Below are 13,682 nucleotides of genomic sequence, written 5' to 3' on the forward strand. Positions count from 1 at the left end.
GTCAGCCGTTCTCCCCGTGCAGTAGCGGCGTGGTAAGCGGATTTTCAGCCTGCTGGGCCGCGAGCACCCGCTCGGCCAGGGCCAGGTCTTCCGGATGGGTGATCTTCACGTTGTCGCGCCGGCCGGCTACCAGGCGAGGCGCCATGCCCAGGGCCTCTATGGCAGACGCCTCGTCGGTCACCGCCACGCCGTCATGGCGAGCGGCCGCCAAGGCCCGGCACAGCAGACCATAGCGAAACCCCTGTGGCGTCAGGGCGTGCCACAGGCCCTGGCGCGGTTCGGTGCATGCCACCCTGCCGTTGCCGTCGTCGCGCTTCATGGTATCGGCCGCCGGCGCCGCCAGCAGAGCGCCAACCGCGTCCTGGCGCAGGGCCATGACCAGGCGCTGCAGGTCTTCCACGGTGACACAGGGACGGGCCACATCGTGCACCAGCACCAGGTCCTCCACCCCGGCCTCGCCGGCCAGGGCATCCAGGGCACCGCCTACCGAATCCGCACGCTCGGCCCCGCCGCTGACTCGCTGCCAATGGGTGAAGGGCACCCAGGCCGGGTCGAAGAAACGATCGTCAGGATCCAGGCAAAGACACAGCCTCGCCGTGGGAAAGGCCTGATGCAGCCGAGCCAGCGTGTGTGCCATGACAGGACGCCCCGCCAGCGTCAGGTACTGCTTGGGCCGCTCGGCCCCCATGCGCCGCCCTCGACCGGCGGCGGGCACCACGAGCCATAGGGTGTCACTCACGGGCGGCCTCCGCGTCAGCCGCCAGGTCCGGCTGACCCGCCTGGCCGGTATCGGCTCCCTGTATGCCGGCCTCGATCACCACGCCGGGGACCCAGTAGAAATGCTCGTCGGTACGAACCATGCCGATATCGCTGCGGGCCCGCTCCTCGATGGCATCCAGGCCGGTCTTGAGGTCCACCACTTCGGCACCAAGGCGTGCGTTACGGTCGCGCAACGGCTTGTTGGCGGCATTCAGCACCGCGACGCGATCCCGAATCTCACGCAGTTCCTGCACGCCACCGTCGCCGAACCACAGCCGGTACTGCAGCAACGCCAGAAGCACTGCCAGAGCGATGGCGAGCCACTTGAGCATCGGGCCTTCCTCACTGTTCGAAACGGCCGCCATTATGCCACCTTAGTCCCGCTGGCTCACGCCTTGAAAGGCAGCGCCTGCTCGGCGGCGCGGCAATACGCTTCGACATGGCGGCCTTCCTCGGCGCAGAAGCGGGTGACCGCGGCACGCAGCCCCGGGTCGGCGATATGGTGAAGCGAACGAAGTCGGCGCGGTGCAAAGCCACGGCTGAGCTTGTGCTCCCCCTGGGTGCCGGGGTCGAAACGGGTCAGCCCGCGTTCCAGGCAATGTTCGATACCCTGGTAATAGCAAGCTTCGAAGTGCAGGCAGTCGGCGACTATCTCACTGCCCCAGTAACGCCCGTAAAGGGTGTGACGGCCCTGCAGGCAGAGCGCGGCGGCCACCGGTCGGCCGTCCAGGCGCGCCTGGATGAGCACCATGGCGTCGGGCATGGTGCGGTGCAGCCGCCGGAAGAAGTCCAGGTTCAGGTAGCCATGCCGGCCCCGTTCGAGATAGGTGATCTCGTAGCAGCGAAAGAAGTGGGCCAGGTCCGCCTCGCGGATCGCCCCGCCTTCCAACCGGTGAAGCGTCACCCCCTGCTCGGCTACCAGGCGCCGCTCGCGACGAATCGCCTTGCGCCGCTTCGATGTCAGGCTCTCGAGAAAGCCCGGGAAACCGCCGAAGCCCCGGTCCCGCCACTGAAACTGTACCCCATGGCGCGTCACCAGGTCCGGCCTTGCCGTCAGCCATTGCGCCACGTCATCCTCCTCGGCGAACAGCAGATGCCAACTCGAGAGCGAGCTGCGCTCCCAGGTGCCGGCCAGCAGATGCCTGGCGGCCAACGGGTCCACGCCATCCGCAAGGGCCAGGCGTGGACCCGGCGCGGGCGTATAGGGTATTGCCGAGAGCCACTTGGGATAGTAGCGCCCACCCGCGTTCTCCCAGGCATCCGCCCAGCTCCAGTCGAAGACATATTCCCCATAGGAGTGATGCTTGTGGTAACAGGGCAACACCCCGACCAGGGCATTTTCGCGCCACAGCGTCAGGTGGTGCGGCTCCCAGCCGGTGGCTGCGCCGACCGCCCCACTGGCCTCCAGGGCATGCAGGAACTCGTGACGCAGGAAAGGGTGGTCGTCACCGACCAGGGCGTTCCAGCTTTCGGGCTCCACCGCCTCGATGGCGGACAGCTCATTCAACACCAGATCGGACATGAGACTCCTGACTTCGGTGAAGACCGACAGCGCCGGCTGACAAGCAGCCGACAAACCGCCTACATTGTGCCCATACCCACGGACGCATTCCATCGCCCGCTTCACCCCATCCACTGCGCCCTGGCCGGTCGGGCTGCTTGGCCAGATGGCACGGCGATGATGACGGCTCAAGCGGCCGGGAAAGACACATATAGGTAATAAAACTACCCACAAAACCAAAATCACGGATAATTTCGGCTATCTTTGCATAGTAATTTTGTAAACTTACAGCATTTCCATCTCAACGACGCGAGGTGTTTGGCATGGCCCGCCCATCCATCGTTCTCAACGATACCGTACAGCAAGTCACCGAGCGTATCCGCGAGCGCTCTCGAGAGCGCCGTCGCCTGTACGAGGCTCACATGGCGGCCCAGCACAGGCATGGCGTTCACCGTGGCGAGCTCTCCTGTGGCAACCTGGCCCATGGATTCGCCGGCTGCGACGTGGCCACCGACAAGGATCGGCTCAAACTGACGAACAGCGTCAACCTGGGGATCGTTTCGTCGTATAACGACATGCTGTCCGCCCATCGCCCCTTCGAGGACTATCCCACCACGATCAAGGAAGCGGCACGCGGCATGGGTTCTACGGCCCAGTTCGCCGGCGGCGTACCGGCGATGTGCGATGGCGTGACCCAAGGGCAGCCGGGCATGGAACTGTCGCTCTTCTCCCGCGATGTGATCGCCATGGCCACGGCGGTGGCGCTATCCCACAACATGTTCGACGCCGCGCTCTACCTGGGCATCTGCGACAAGATCGTGCCGGGGCTGTTCATCGGCGCCGCCCGCTTCGGTCATCTGCCGGCGATGTTCGTGCCCGGCGGCCCCATGACCAGCGGGCTCCCCAATAACGAAAAGGCCCGTATCCGGCAGCTCTATGCCGAAGGCAAGGCGGGGCGCGAAGAGCTGCTCGAAGCCGAGTCCCAGTCGTATCACAGCCCGGGCACCTGCACCTTCTATGGCACGGCCAATTCCAACCAGCTGATGATGGAGATGATGGGGTTGCACCTGCCGGGCGCCTCGTTCGTCAATCCCGGCACGCCGCTGCGGGAAGCCCTGACCCGCTACGCCGCCGAGCAGGCCATTCGAAACACCGAGCAGAGCGGCGACTACCGGCCCTTCTACAGACAGATCGATGAACGCGCCATCGTCAACGCCATGGTCGGCCTGCTGGCTTCCGGCGGCTCCACCAACCATACGCTTCACCTGGTGGCCATGGCCGCCGCCGCCGGCATCACCATCAACTGGAATGATTTCACCAAGCTCTCGGCGGTAGTGCCCAGCATGACCCGCATCTATCCCAACGGCCAGGCCGACGTGAATCACTTCCAGGCCGCCGGCGGCATGAGCCTGCTGATTCGGGAACTGCTCGGAGCCGGGTTGATCCATGGCGATATACCGACGGTGTTCGGCACCGGTCTCGACGCCTATACCCGGGAGCCCTTCCTCGAAGGCGGCAAGCTGGTGTGGCGGGAAGGCCCGCGGCAGAGCCATGACCTCGACGTGCTGCGCCCGGTGGCAGAGCCCTTCTCCCCCACCGGCGGCCTTACCGTACTCGACGGCAATCTCGGCCGTGGCGTGATAAAGATCTCCGCGGTCAAGCAGGAACACCGCGCCATCGAGGCCCCGGTGAAGATTTTCGATGACCAGAACCAGGTCAAGGCCGCCTTCGAATCCGGCGAACTCGACCGTGATGTGGTAGTGGTGGTGCGCTTCCAGGGGCCCAAGGCCAACGGCATGCCCGAACTGCACAAGCTCACGCCATTCCTCGGCGTGCTGCAGGATCGCGGCTTCAAGGTCGCCCTGGTCACCGACGGCCGCATGTCGGGTGCATCGGGCAAGGTCCCGGCGGCCATCCATGTCACGCCGGAAGCCGTCGACCGGGGTCCACTGGCCAAGCTGCAGGATGGTGACGTGATACGCCTGGACGCCAACAGCGGCGAACTGCGGGTGTTGGTGGATGCCGGGGAATTGGCAAGCCGCCCTTTCATGGCCATCAACCTGGAGCGCTACCACTACGGCATGGGGCGGGAACTGTTCGGCGGTTTCCGCCACCTGGCGGCCGGAGCCGAGGAAGGTGCCGGGGTCTTCGGCGGCTTCGAGGCGGAGGTGCTGTCGCGTGAACTCGAAATGATGGAGCAAGAGGATCAATGACCCGCCCTGCGCTGGTCGGTGACATCGGTGGTACCAATGCGCGCTTCGCATTGGTGAGCCCCGGTGCCTTCGAAGCCCATGATGTCCTGACCCTGCCCTGCGCCGATTACCCCGGCGTGGTGGAGGCCGCACGCGATTACCTCGACAAGGCAGGCCGGACGAAGAGCGATGCCCCGCAGGAAGCCTGCCTGGCCTTCGCCTGTCCCATCGATGGTGACCAGGTCCGCATGACCAACAACCACTGGGCCTTCTCCCGGCGCGAAGCCCAGTCGGCGCTGGGTCTGACGCGGCTCAAGGTCATCAACGACTTTACCGCCCAGGCGCTGGGCGTCCTTCACCTTCGCCCCGATGAATTGATGGAGCTGCAGCCGGGAGAGCCTCGCGAGCACGCCATGCGCCTGGTGATCGGGCCCGGCACCGGACTGGGTGTGGCCGGCGTCTTCCCGGGACGTCGCGCCTGGATTCCCCTGCCCACCGAAGGCGGCCATGCCACCTTCGCCCCCACCGATGAGCGCGAACAGAACCTGCTGCGACACTTCCGCAACCGCTATGAGCGTGTCTCGGTGGAACGAGTCCTGTGCGGCCAGGGGCTGCTGGAGCTCTACCTGGCCCACTGCTCCCTGAAAGGCGCCCCGCCACGTTACGGCAGCCCGGCCGACGTCACCGAGGCAGCCACCAGCGGGGACGCCATCGCTCGTGATACCCTGCTGCGCTTTCTGAAGATTCTCGGCGACGTCTGTGGTGACACCGCCCTGACCATGGGCGCACGCGGCGGCGTCTACCTCTGCGGTGGCATCCTGCCACGCCTGCTCGACTGGCTGCCGCAAAGCCGCTTCCGCGAGGCCTTCAACGCCAAGGGCCGCATGAGTCGCTACACCGAGGCGATTCCGATCCAGGTGGTCACCGCCCCGTGGCCGGGATTACTAGGCGCCGCGGAGGCCCTGCACAACGAAGAAGTGGAGTGACGGAGGAGTTCGAATGATACCCGCCAGCTTGAGAACGCTGCTCGATGAGACCGCTGGACAACGCCAGTGTGAATGGATCGGTCGCAAGGTGTGGCTGGCCAATGAGCCCTGGGGTGAGCTCGCCGTCTCGCTACAGGGCGCCCAGGTGCTTCACTATCTTCCTTGCGCGCCCGAAGCCGCGTGCACGTCCGGCGATATGCGCGCTGGCACTGGCGGTGCCGGCTGGGTCGAGCAAGAAGAGGCGCTGGTGCCCGGCGGCTGGCTATGGGTGACGCCGACGCCGCAATCGCTGCCCGGCGCCATTCGCGGCGGCATTCCACTGTGCTGGCCCTGGTTCGCGGACGACCGCTATGCCGATGAGTCACCGGACCGCTCGGGGCCCTTTCACGGCCTGGCGCGCAAGGCAGCGTGGCGGCTGGACGCCACCGATGAGCATGAAGAGGGGATTGAGCTCCATCTTTCTCCCCTTGAGCGGCTCCACACCCAGCTCATCCCGCGGGTGGTGATACAGGCCAACGCCCGGCGCCTGCACGTGGAGCTGATCACCGAACACGCCGGGGAGACACCGGTGAAGATCAGCGGCGCACTGCATACCTACCTGGCTGTGGCCGACAGCTTCAACGCCCGTATCGAAGGCCTTGTCGGAGCCCGCTACCTGGACAAGCTGGCGGGCTTCGCCGAACGCGACCAGCAGGGTGAACTGGCGGTACGTGGCGGCCTCGACCGTATCTACCACAGCAACGCCGAACTGGTGCTCGACGATGGCCACCGTCGTCTGCGCATTGCCCGCCAGGGGAGCGACTCCGCCGTCATCTGGCATCCCGGTGACGCCCTGCCCGACGACACGCCCGCGGCAACCGGCCGCCGTTTTCTCTGCGTGGAAGCCGCCAATACCCGCCTCGACCCGGTATGGCTGGTGCCGGGTGCCCAGCATCTATTGGGGACCACGCTGAGTCTGGAGCCGACCCCATGAGAGCGCGCTGAAAACCGATCGGGACCGATCAGTGATGAAAACGCGCCGCCGCTTCACGGGCCAACTGGTGAATACCGTTCCAATCCTCGGCGTCGACCAGCGATCCGGGCGTCAGCCAGGAGCCGCCCACACACATCACGTTATTCAGCGCCAGGTAGTCATCCGCATTTTCCAAGCTGATACCGCCGGTGGGACAGAAACGCGCTTCGGGAATGGGGCCGGCAAAGGCCTTCAGCGCCTTCACGCCGCCGCTGGCTTCGGCCGGGAAGAACTTGAAGCGCCGGTAGCCGTATTGCCAGCCGGTCATCAGTTCCGACACGGTGGCCACCCCGGGCAGCATGGGGACCGAACTGCTCACACCGTAGCGATACAGCGCCTCGGTGGTTCCTGGCGTCACCACGAAGTCGGCGCCGGCCTGCTCGGCCTGGCGATATTGAGCCGGCGTCAGGACGGTGCCCACGCCAATGCTGGCTTGCGGCAACGCCTCGCTCAGACGTCGAACCGCCTCCAGCGCACAGTCGGTACGCAGGGTCACTTCCAGCACCGTCAGGCCACCCTCGACCAGCGCACGTCCCAGAGGGATGGCATCCTCGATACGCTCGATGGCCAATACCGGAATGACCTCGGCCTTGAGGCAGATGCTGTCGAGTTCGGTGATGCGGGTGGATGGCAGCTGTTTTTCGATGGTCATGCGCAAGACTCCAGAAACAGTCAGGGGGCCCAGTAGACGGCCAACGGGCAGGAAAGAAAGGCGCGGATCGGCAGCTCGCGGAGGTCGTCTCCCGACAGCGCGCGCGCCAGCACGCTGCGCTTGTCGCCACCGGTGATATGTAGCGCATGGCGGCGAGCCTGGTGCAAGCGATCGGCACTCAGGGTGATGCGCGCCTGGGGCTGGCTCGGCGATCGTACCGCGACCACCGCGTCGGCGGTGGAGAGCGCCAGGTCAAGCTCCCTGCTGTCCGGAAACAGCGAGGCGGTATGGCCGTCACCACCCATGCCCAGCACCACCATGCTCGCCGGCCAGGGTAGCGCGACGATACGCCGGGCAACGGCCTCCGCGCCCTGCTCCGGTGTCGCGTCATCGGTAATCAGGGAGACGAAGTTGGCTGACGAGGCGGGCCCCACCAGGAGGTGCTCCCTTACCAGTCGGGCGTTGCTTGCCTCGGCGGCTTCGGGGACCCAGCGCTCGTCCGCCAGGGTCACGTCGACACGCGACCAGGGCAGATCCCGACTGGACAGCGCCCGGAAGAACGGTACCGGCGTGGAGCCTCCCGATAGCACCAGCAGGGCACGCTCCCGCCCGGCCAGGTCCTGCCGCAGGGCCTCGACCGTCGCTTCGGCCAGTTGCTCGGCAAGTTGTACCCGAGGCGTTGCATCAGGGGTCGGCATATCAGTAATCCTCATACCAGCTGCGGCCATCCTGGGTGATCATGGCAATGGAGGCCACTGGCCCCCAGGAACCGGCGGGATAACGGCGAGGCGGCTCACCCAAGTCCTGCCATGCCGCAATCAGACTGTCACACCAGTGCCAGGCATGCTCGATTTCGTCACGGCGAACGAAGAGGTACTGCCGCCCCTTCATCACCTCGAGCAGCAGGCGCTCATAGGCATCCGGGATCCGGGCCTTGGGAAAGGCGCTGCCGAAATCGAGATGCAGTGGGCCGCGGCGCAGGCGCATCCCCCTGTCCAGGCCACTATCCTTGGTCAACACTTCCAGGGCGATGCCTTCGTCGGGCTGCAGGCGAATGATCAGCTTGTTGGTGGCCAGACCACGCTGATCCGGGTCGAAGATATAATGGGGCTGCTGGCGAAAGTGAATGACGATCTGCGAGAGTTTCTCCGGCAGGCGCTTGCCGGTGCGCAGGTAGAAGGGAACACCAGCCCAGCGCCAGTTGGAGACGCCCGTTTTCATCGCCACGAAGGTTTCGGTCTCGCTTTCGAGATTGGCGCCCTCCTCCTCGAGATAGCCGGGCACGCCATCGCCTTCGATGTTGCCGGCAATATACTGGCCACGCACCACGTCGCGCCCCAGGGTATTCTCTCTGAAGGGTTCCAGCGCCTTGAGCACCTTGACCTTTTCATCGCGTATGGCATCGGCATCCAGGTTGGCGGGCGGGTCCATGGCGATCAGGCAGACCAGTTGAAGCAGGTGGTTCTGTACCATGTCGCGCAGTTGGCCGGCTCGGTCGAAATAGCCCCAGCGGCCTTCGATACCCACCTGCTCGGCCACGGTGATCTCGACGTGAGACACGTGGTTCTGGTTCCACTGGGTGCCGAACAACGGATTGGCGAAGCGCAGGGCGATCAGGTTCTGGACGGTTTCCTTGCCCAGATAGTGGTCGATGCGATACACCCGCGACTCGGGGAAGACCGCGCCGATGGCATCATTGATCTCGCAGGACGTTTCGTAGTCATGGCCGATGGGCTTCTCGACCACGACACGAGACAGCTCGTCGAGACAACCGCAGTCCTGCAGGTGCCGGCAAATTCCACCATAGAGGCTAGCCGGCACGGCCAGATACACGACGAGCGGGCAGATCACCGTCTCGTGGCGGGCGGACATGCGCCACTCAGTGATGGCCCGATAGCCTTCGGCAGTCTCAAAGTCCAGCTGCAGGTAGTCGAGGCGCGCCGTGAAGCGCTTGACCACGGCCCTGTCGAGCTCACTGGCCTTGACGTAGATCTGCAGCGCGTCGGTCACCCGCTTGCGGAAACCCTCGCCCTTCAGCTCCTGGCGCGCCAGGCCGAGAATCCTGGTGTCGTCATGCAACAAGCCCTCACGATCCAGATGGTAGAGCGCAGGATAGAGCTTGCGTAGCGACAGGTCGCCCAACGCGCCGAACAGAACCAGGTCGATGACTGCCCGGCTGTCGTCTTCCGGCCGCTTGTGTGAGTTCATGTCCGCCCCTATCTGGTTAACTTACTAAAAAATACGTCACTTTCCCTTCAATCAGCAAGTCCATCTTGTAATATTACATCAAGACAAACATTTCCCGGCCCATGGTTCGCGCCGACACGACGGTTCGCGCTAGGATGACGATCCCAATGTTGTAAAATCACCACATCAGACGCGTTGCCTCGGCACTTCGCGTGCCACCGTCGTCATGGAGAGAACGTCTTAATGGCCAATCACGACCTGCTCCAGCGTATTCGCCAGCGACTCGAGGAACTCAACCGGTCCGAGCGCAAGGTCGCTGACGTCATCCTTGCGGATCCCTCCCGGGCCACCGGCCTGAGCATCGCCAGCCTGGCCCAGGCAGCCTCGGTCAGCGAGCCTACCGTCAACCGCTTCTGTCGCAGCTTCGATGCCAAGGGTTATCCCGACTTCAAGATCAAGCTAGCCCAGAGCCTGGCCGGAGGCACACCCTATGTCAGCCAGGCGGTGGAACCCGGCGATGATGTCACGGGCTATACCCGCAAGATCTTCGGGGCCACCATCGCCGCCCTGGACGAAGCCAGCCGCGAGATCGACACGACCCGTATCGAGCGAGTGGTGGACTACCTGATCCAGGCCAAGCAGATCCATTTCTTCGGCCTCGGCGCCTCCGGCGCGGTGGCCCAGGACGCCCAGCACAAGTTCTTTCGATTCAACCTGCCGGTCACATCCTATGTGGACGTATTGATGCAGCGCATGGTGGCATCCGCCTGCCATACCGGCGATGTGGTCGTGGTGATCTCCTGGACCGGACGCACCCGCGAGCTGGTCGATATCGCCCGCCTCGCCCGTGAGAGCGGCGCCGTGGTATTGGGAATCACGGCTCCCGGCTCCCCGCTGGCCAAGGAGTGCACCGAAACGCTGGAGGTCGCCACCCCCGAGGACACCGATCTCTACATGCCGATGACGTCACGCATGATCCAGCTGACCCTGATCGATGTATTGGCCACCGGCGTGACCCTGCGACGTGGAGAAGACTTCCTGCCGCACTTGAAGAAGATAAAGGATAGCCTGCAGGAAACCCGCTACCCGGTCGGCTAGGAAAGAGCTGATTTATGTCGCGAGCGATGAAGTGTGCCGCTCGCAGCAGGCTTGCCATCACCGCGTCCTGCCACAACAATGGCGGCTTCGTTCACAGCCCAGTCTCCCCGAGGAGCCGCTTCAATGCGACGGTTAGTCTACTCCGCAGTCGTCCTGGCCATGTTTCCCCTTGCCGCCTCCGGTGAAACCTTCCGTTTCACCGCCATTCCCGACGAGGACCAGGCGCGCCTGGTGGAGCGCTTCTCCCTGGTTGCCGACTACCTGGAAGAGCGCCTGGGCGTCGAGGTAGAGTACGTGCCGGTGAAATCCTACAGCGCGGCGGTCACCGCCTTTCGCAACGACCAGGTACAACTGGCCTGGTTCGGCGGCCTCTCCGGCGTTCAGGCTCGCCGCCTGGTTCCAGGCTCCCAGGCCCTGGCCCAGGGTAGTGAGGACAACGCCTTCATGAGCTACATCATCGCCCATGAGTCCACCGGCCTGGAAGCCGCCGACGAACTGCCCGACGGGCTCGAGGGGATGACGCTGACCTTCGGCTCGCGCACCTCCACCTCCGGCCGCCTGATGCCTGAACATTTCTTCCGCCAGCGCTTCGACAATATCGACCCGGAACGTTTCTTCTCGCGGGTGGGCTACTCCGGGGACCACTCGCGCACCATCGCACTGGTGGAAGCCGGTACCTATGATATCGGTGCCGTGAACTACACGGTCTGGGAGGCCGCCGTCGAAGATGGCCGAGTCGATACCGACAAGGTCGGTGTGATCTGGGCCACCCCGCCCTACCCGGACTACAACTGGACCCTGCGTGGCGACGCCGACGAGCGCTTCGGCGAAGGCTTTACCGACAAGGTTCGCGCGGCGATGCTGGAGATGGACGACCCCGGCCTGCTGGCCACCTTTCCACGCGAGGCGTTCATTCCCGCCGACAACGACCTGTATGCGCCGATCGAGGAAGTGGCCGAGGACCTCGGCCTGCTGCGCTGATGGCGGAGGGTAAACGCCAACCGCTCATCGCCTTCCATGGCGAGGACCTCGGCTACGGCCTGGAGCGGGGCCAGGGAGGGCGGGCGAGACCCGCCCGGGTAGTGCTGCCGGGCCTGTCCCTCACCCTGCATAGGGGGGATCGTGTCGCCCTGCTCGGCCAGAGCGGGGCCGGCAAATCGACCTTGCTTGCCGAATTGCGCAGGAGGCTGGGGCCCCAGGCCGCCTGGTGCCCCCAGCATCATGGCCTGGTGGCGCAGCTGGCGGTCTATCACAACGTCTACATGGGGCGGCTCCCCGAGCATTCGGCACTGGCCAACCTGTGGAACCTGCTGCGGCCACTGAAGCGGCCATGGCAGGCGGTAGCGGAGCTGTGCGAACTGCTGGGCCTCGAGGGGCTGATGCGACGCCCAGTGGGCCAGCTCTCCGGTGGCCAGCGCCAGCGGGTTGCCATCGCCCGGGCCCTCTATCAGCAGCGGGATCTGTTCCTGGGCGACGAGCCAGTGGCAAGTGTCGACCCCCACCAGGCACTGCGCCTGCTAGCGCTGATCGAGGAGCGTCATCACACCTCGGTGGTGGCACTGCATCAGCGCGAACTCGCCCTGTCGCACTTCGACCGGGTCTGGGGGCTACGCGACGGCCGACTGGTGATCGACGCCCCGGCCGGTGAGCTCACGCTCGCCGAACTGGATACGCTTTACCCGGACGCCGATGCCGCGCCGGCGCCCATCACCTCGACACCACCCCTCGACCCCGAAGCATTGCCCTGTTCGCGAGGCCGCCCGTGAGCGAGGCAACCCCGAGCCGACAACCCCGGCCCGGCTTGCTGGCCGGGGCATCCACAGGTCTGCGCCTGACGCGTCACAGCCTGGTGCTGATCGCCCTTTGCGTACTCCTCCTGCCGCTGGCCGATCTGGCCATCCTTACCCGCGACCCCTGGGCAGAGCTGGGTCGCATGGCCCGGGGCATGGCCTGGCCCGCCTGGGGCTCGCTGGAGTCACCCGTCTCGGCCATCGGCCTGACCGTGGCAGTGGCGATCTGGGGTACTCTCGCCGGGGTGATCCTGGGCTTTCCCCTGGCGCTGCTGTTTGCCCGCTCGCGCCTGGTGCGCGCCGGTTGCGCCTTCGTGAGAGCCATCCACGAACTGTTCTGGGCGCTGCTGTTCCTGCAGGTGTTCGGGCTGTCGGCGTTGACCGCCCTGATGGCACTGGCGATCCCCTATGCCGGTATCTTCGCCAAGGTCTACGCGGAAATACTCGAGCAGACGCCCCGCGCCCCCCGCGAGGCCCTGCCGCCGGGCAGCGGGCGACTCTCGCGTTTCCTCTATACCGAGCTTCCCCTGGCCTGGGCGCAGCTCGCTGCCTATACCCGCTACCGCTTCGAGTGCGCCCTGCGCGCCAGCGTACTGCTGGGCTTCGTCGGTCTGCCGACCCTGGGCTTCCATCTGGAGACCGCCTTTCGCGAAGGACGCTACCCCGAAGCCGGCGCCCTGCTATGGCTCTTCTATCTGCTGATCGCCACCCTCCCCTGGTGGGGTCACAAGCGACTGGTCCCGATGCTGCTCATCGGTGGCGCGCTTCTGCTCGGCCCCTGGCCGGAGGTGGACGGCGGCCTGCTGTGGCGGTTCGTCAGTGACGACCTGTGGCCGGCGCCCTTGCTGGCCGGCGACCCGACAGGACTGTTGAACTGGCTGGCACGCATTCCCGACCTGGGCCCGGCAATCGGCAACACCCTGCTGCTGGGGTTGATGGGCACCGTGGGCGCACTGTTGGTGGCACTCGCGCTGTGGCCGCTGGCCTGCCGCCACTTCGGCAACCGTGGAACCCGCCTGGCCGGTCACGGCCTGCTGGTGATACTGCGCTCCACCCCCGAGCTGATGCTGGCCTTCATCTTCCTGCTGTTGCTGGGGCCATCCCTTCTGCCCGCCTGGCTGGCACTGTCGCTGCACAACGGCGCGCTGATCGCCTTCCTGGTCGCTCGCCATGCCGACGCCCTTGCCCCGGGCATGACGGGCTTGAGCGCCTCGGGGCGATTCGCCTATGAGCTGCTGCCGCGGGTCTATCCGGGGATGTTGGCACTGCTCTACTACCGTGCGGAGGTGATCCTTCGCGAAACGGCAATACTCGGCATGCTGGGGGTGGCAACGCTGGGTTTCTATATCGAGGAAGGGTTCGACTACCTGATGTTCGACGTGGCCTTCTTCCTGCTGCTGATCACGGCGACACTCAACATCGCCGTGGACTCCCTCTCGCGACGCCTGCGGCCGCGAGAAGCACCTGTCGAGGGTTCTTGTACACGCTAGGCCCCGGGCTTCCGC

The 13,682-nt window shown here is 65.4% G+C and carries 13 protein-coding genes; 7 read left to right on the forward strand and 6 right to left on the reverse strand.

Features of this window, described 5'->3' with window-relative positions:
• Position 1 precedes the first annotated feature (1 nt).
• From ispD to C1H69_RS17830, 3 genes are read right to left on the reverse strand one after another with little or no spacing between them, the layout of a single operon-like run.
• Positions 2-739 (reverse strand): 2-C-methyl-D-erythritol 4-phosphate cytidylyltransferase, encoded by a 738-nt coding sequence (ispD, locus tag C1H69_RS17820; protein ID WP_102654725.1) that lies wholly within the window; start codon positions 737-739, stop codon positions 2-4.
• Positions 732-1,091, reverse strand: a complete 360-nt coding sequence (gene ftsB / locus C1H69_RS17825) for a cell division protein FtsB (RefSeq protein ID WP_102654913.1) — start codon at positions 1,089-1,091, stop codon at positions 732-734. Before ftsB ends, ispD begins: the two co-directional genes overlap by 8 nt.
• Before the next feature lie 56 nt (positions 1,092-1,147).
• Positions 1,148-2,281, reverse strand: coding sequence for a GNAT family N-acetyltransferase (locus tag C1H69_RS17830; RefSeq protein WP_102654726.1), 1,134 nt, complete (start codon positions 2,279-2,281; stop codon positions 1,148-1,150).
• Between the two features lie 302 nt (positions 2,282-2,583).
• On the opposite strand from C1H69_RS17830, the gene edd reads away from it, so the two are divergent.
• Genes edd through C1H69_RS17845 form a run of 3 tightly spaced genes read left to right on the forward strand, consistent with a single transcriptional unit; the run spans position 2,584 to position 6,411 of the window.
• The gene (gene edd / locus C1H69_RS17835; RefSeq protein WP_102654727.1) at positions 2,584-4,473 is read left to right on the forward strand and encodes a phosphogluconate dehydratase; all 1,890 of its coding nucleotides are present in this window, start codon (positions 2,584-2,586) and stop codon (positions 4,471-4,473) included.
• Positions 4,470-5,438 (forward strand): glucokinase, encoded by a 969-nt coding sequence (glk, locus tag C1H69_RS17840; RefSeq protein ID WP_102654728.1) that lies wholly within the window; start codon positions 4,470-4,472, stop codon positions 5,436-5,438. Before edd ends, glk begins: the two co-directional genes overlap by 4 nt.
• Before the next feature lie 13 nt (positions 5,439-5,451).
• Positions 5,452-6,411 (forward strand): aldose epimerase family protein, encoded by a 960-nt coding sequence (locus tag C1H69_RS17845; RefSeq protein WP_102654729.1) that lies wholly within the window; start codon positions 5,452-5,454, stop codon positions 6,409-6,411.
• Positions 6,412-6,439: 28 nt separating this feature from the next.
• Here C1H69_RS17845 and C1H69_RS17850 read toward each other — a convergent pair whose 3' ends face one another.
• The 3 genes from C1H69_RS17850 to zwf are packed head-to-tail and all read right to left on the reverse strand — an operon-like array spanning position 6,440 to position 9,310.
• The gene (locus tag C1H69_RS17850; RefSeq protein WP_102654730.1) at positions 6,440-7,102 is read right to left on the reverse strand and encodes a bifunctional 4-hydroxy-2-oxoglutarate aldolase/2-dehydro-3-deoxy-phosphogluconate aldolase; all 663 of its coding nucleotides are present in this window, start codon (positions 7,100-7,102) and stop codon (positions 6,440-6,442) included.
• A 20-nt stretch (positions 7,103-7,122) separates the two neighbouring features.
• Entirely contained in the window at positions 7,123-7,800 is a 678-nt protein-coding gene (gene pgl / locus C1H69_RS17855) for a 6-phosphogluconolactonase (RefSeq protein WP_102654731.1), read from the reverse strand.
• Between the two features lies 1 nt (position 7,801).
• On the reverse strand, positions 7,802-9,310 hold the full coding sequence (gene zwf, locus C1H69_RS17860) for a glucose-6-phosphate dehydrogenase (RefSeq protein WP_102654732.1): 1,509 nt from the start codon (positions 9,308-9,310) through the stop codon (positions 7,802-7,804).
• Between the two features lie 222 nt (positions 9,311-9,532).
• Here zwf and C1H69_RS17865 point away from each other — a divergent pair, with 222 nt between their 5' ends.
• From C1H69_RS17865 to C1H69_RS17880, 4 genes are all read left to right on the forward strand, one after another.
• The gene (locus C1H69_RS17865) at positions 9,533-10,387 is read left to right on the forward strand and encodes a MurR/RpiR family transcriptional regulator (protein ID WP_102654733.1); all 855 of its coding nucleotides are present in this window, start codon (positions 9,533-9,535) and stop codon (positions 10,385-10,387) included.
• A gap of 123 nt (positions 10,388-10,510) precedes the next feature.
• On the forward strand, positions 10,511-11,368 hold the full coding sequence (locus C1H69_RS17870) for a putative selenate ABC transporter substrate-binding protein (RefSeq protein WP_102654734.1): 858 nt from the start codon (positions 10,511-10,513) through the stop codon (positions 11,366-11,368).
• Positions 11,368-12,153, forward strand: coding sequence for an ATP-binding cassette domain-containing protein (locus C1H69_RS17875; protein WP_102654735.1), 786 nt, complete (start codon positions 11,368-11,370; stop codon positions 12,151-12,153). Before C1H69_RS17870 ends, C1H69_RS17875 begins: the two co-directional genes overlap by 1 nt.
• Entirely contained in the window at positions 12,150-13,667 is a 1,518-nt protein-coding gene (locus C1H69_RS17880; protein ID WP_102654736.1) for a PhnE/PtxC family ABC transporter permease, read from the forward strand. The genes C1H69_RS17875 and C1H69_RS17880 overlap by 4 nt, the downstream gene beginning before the upstream one ends.
• Positions 13,668-13,682 lie beyond the last annotated feature (15 nt).

It is taken from the genome of Billgrantia endophytica, from assembly GCF_002879615.1.
Classification (GTDB): Bacteria; Pseudomonadota; Gammaproteobacteria; order Pseudomonadales; family Halomonadaceae; genus Halomonas; species Halomonas endophytica.

Excerpts from the sequence above, each read along its gene's own strand:
- C1H69_RS17850 (WP_102654730.1), bottom strand. The coding sequence starts at position 7,102 with ATGACCATCGAAAAACAGCTGCCATCCACCCGCATCACCGAACTCGAC.
- glk (WP_102654728.1), top strand. The coding sequence starts at position 4,470 with ATGACCCGCCCTGCGCTGGTCGGTGACATCGGTGGTACCAATGCGCGC.
- C1H69_RS17875 (WP_102654735.1), top strand. The coding sequence starts at position 11,368 with ATGGCGGAGGGTAAACGCCAACCGCTCATCGCCTTCCATGGCGAGGAC.
- C1H69_RS17830 (WP_102654726.1), bottom strand. The coding sequence starts at position 2,281 with ATGTCCGATCTGGTGTTGAATGAGCTGTCCGCCATCGAGGCGGTGGAG.
- C1H69_RS17865 (WP_102654733.1), top strand. The coding sequence starts at position 9,533 with ATGGCCAATCACGACCTGCTCCAGCGTATTCGCCAGCGACTCGAGGAA.
- zwf (WP_102654732.1), bottom strand. The coding sequence starts at position 9,310 with ATGAACTCACACAAGCGGCCGGAAGACGACAGCCGGGCAGTCATCGAC.
- C1H69_RS17870 (WP_102654734.1), top strand. The coding sequence starts at position 10,511 with ATGCGACGGTTAGTCTACTCCGCAGTCGTCCTGGCCATGTTTCCCCTT.
- pgl (WP_102654731.1), bottom strand. The coding sequence starts at position 7,800 with ATGCCGACCCCTGATGCAACGCCTCGGGTACAACTTGCCGAGCAACTG.
- C1H69_RS17845 (WP_102654729.1), top strand. The coding sequence starts at position 5,452 with ATGATACCCGCCAGCTTGAGAACGCTGCTCGATGAGACCGCTGGACAA.
- ftsB (WP_102654913.1), bottom strand. The coding sequence starts at position 1,091 with ATGCTCAAGTGGCTCGCCATCGCTCTGGCAGTGCTTCTGGCGTTGCTG.
- edd (WP_102654727.1), top strand. The coding sequence starts at position 2,584 with ATGGCCCGCCCATCCATCGTTCTCAACGATACCGTACAGCAAGTCACC.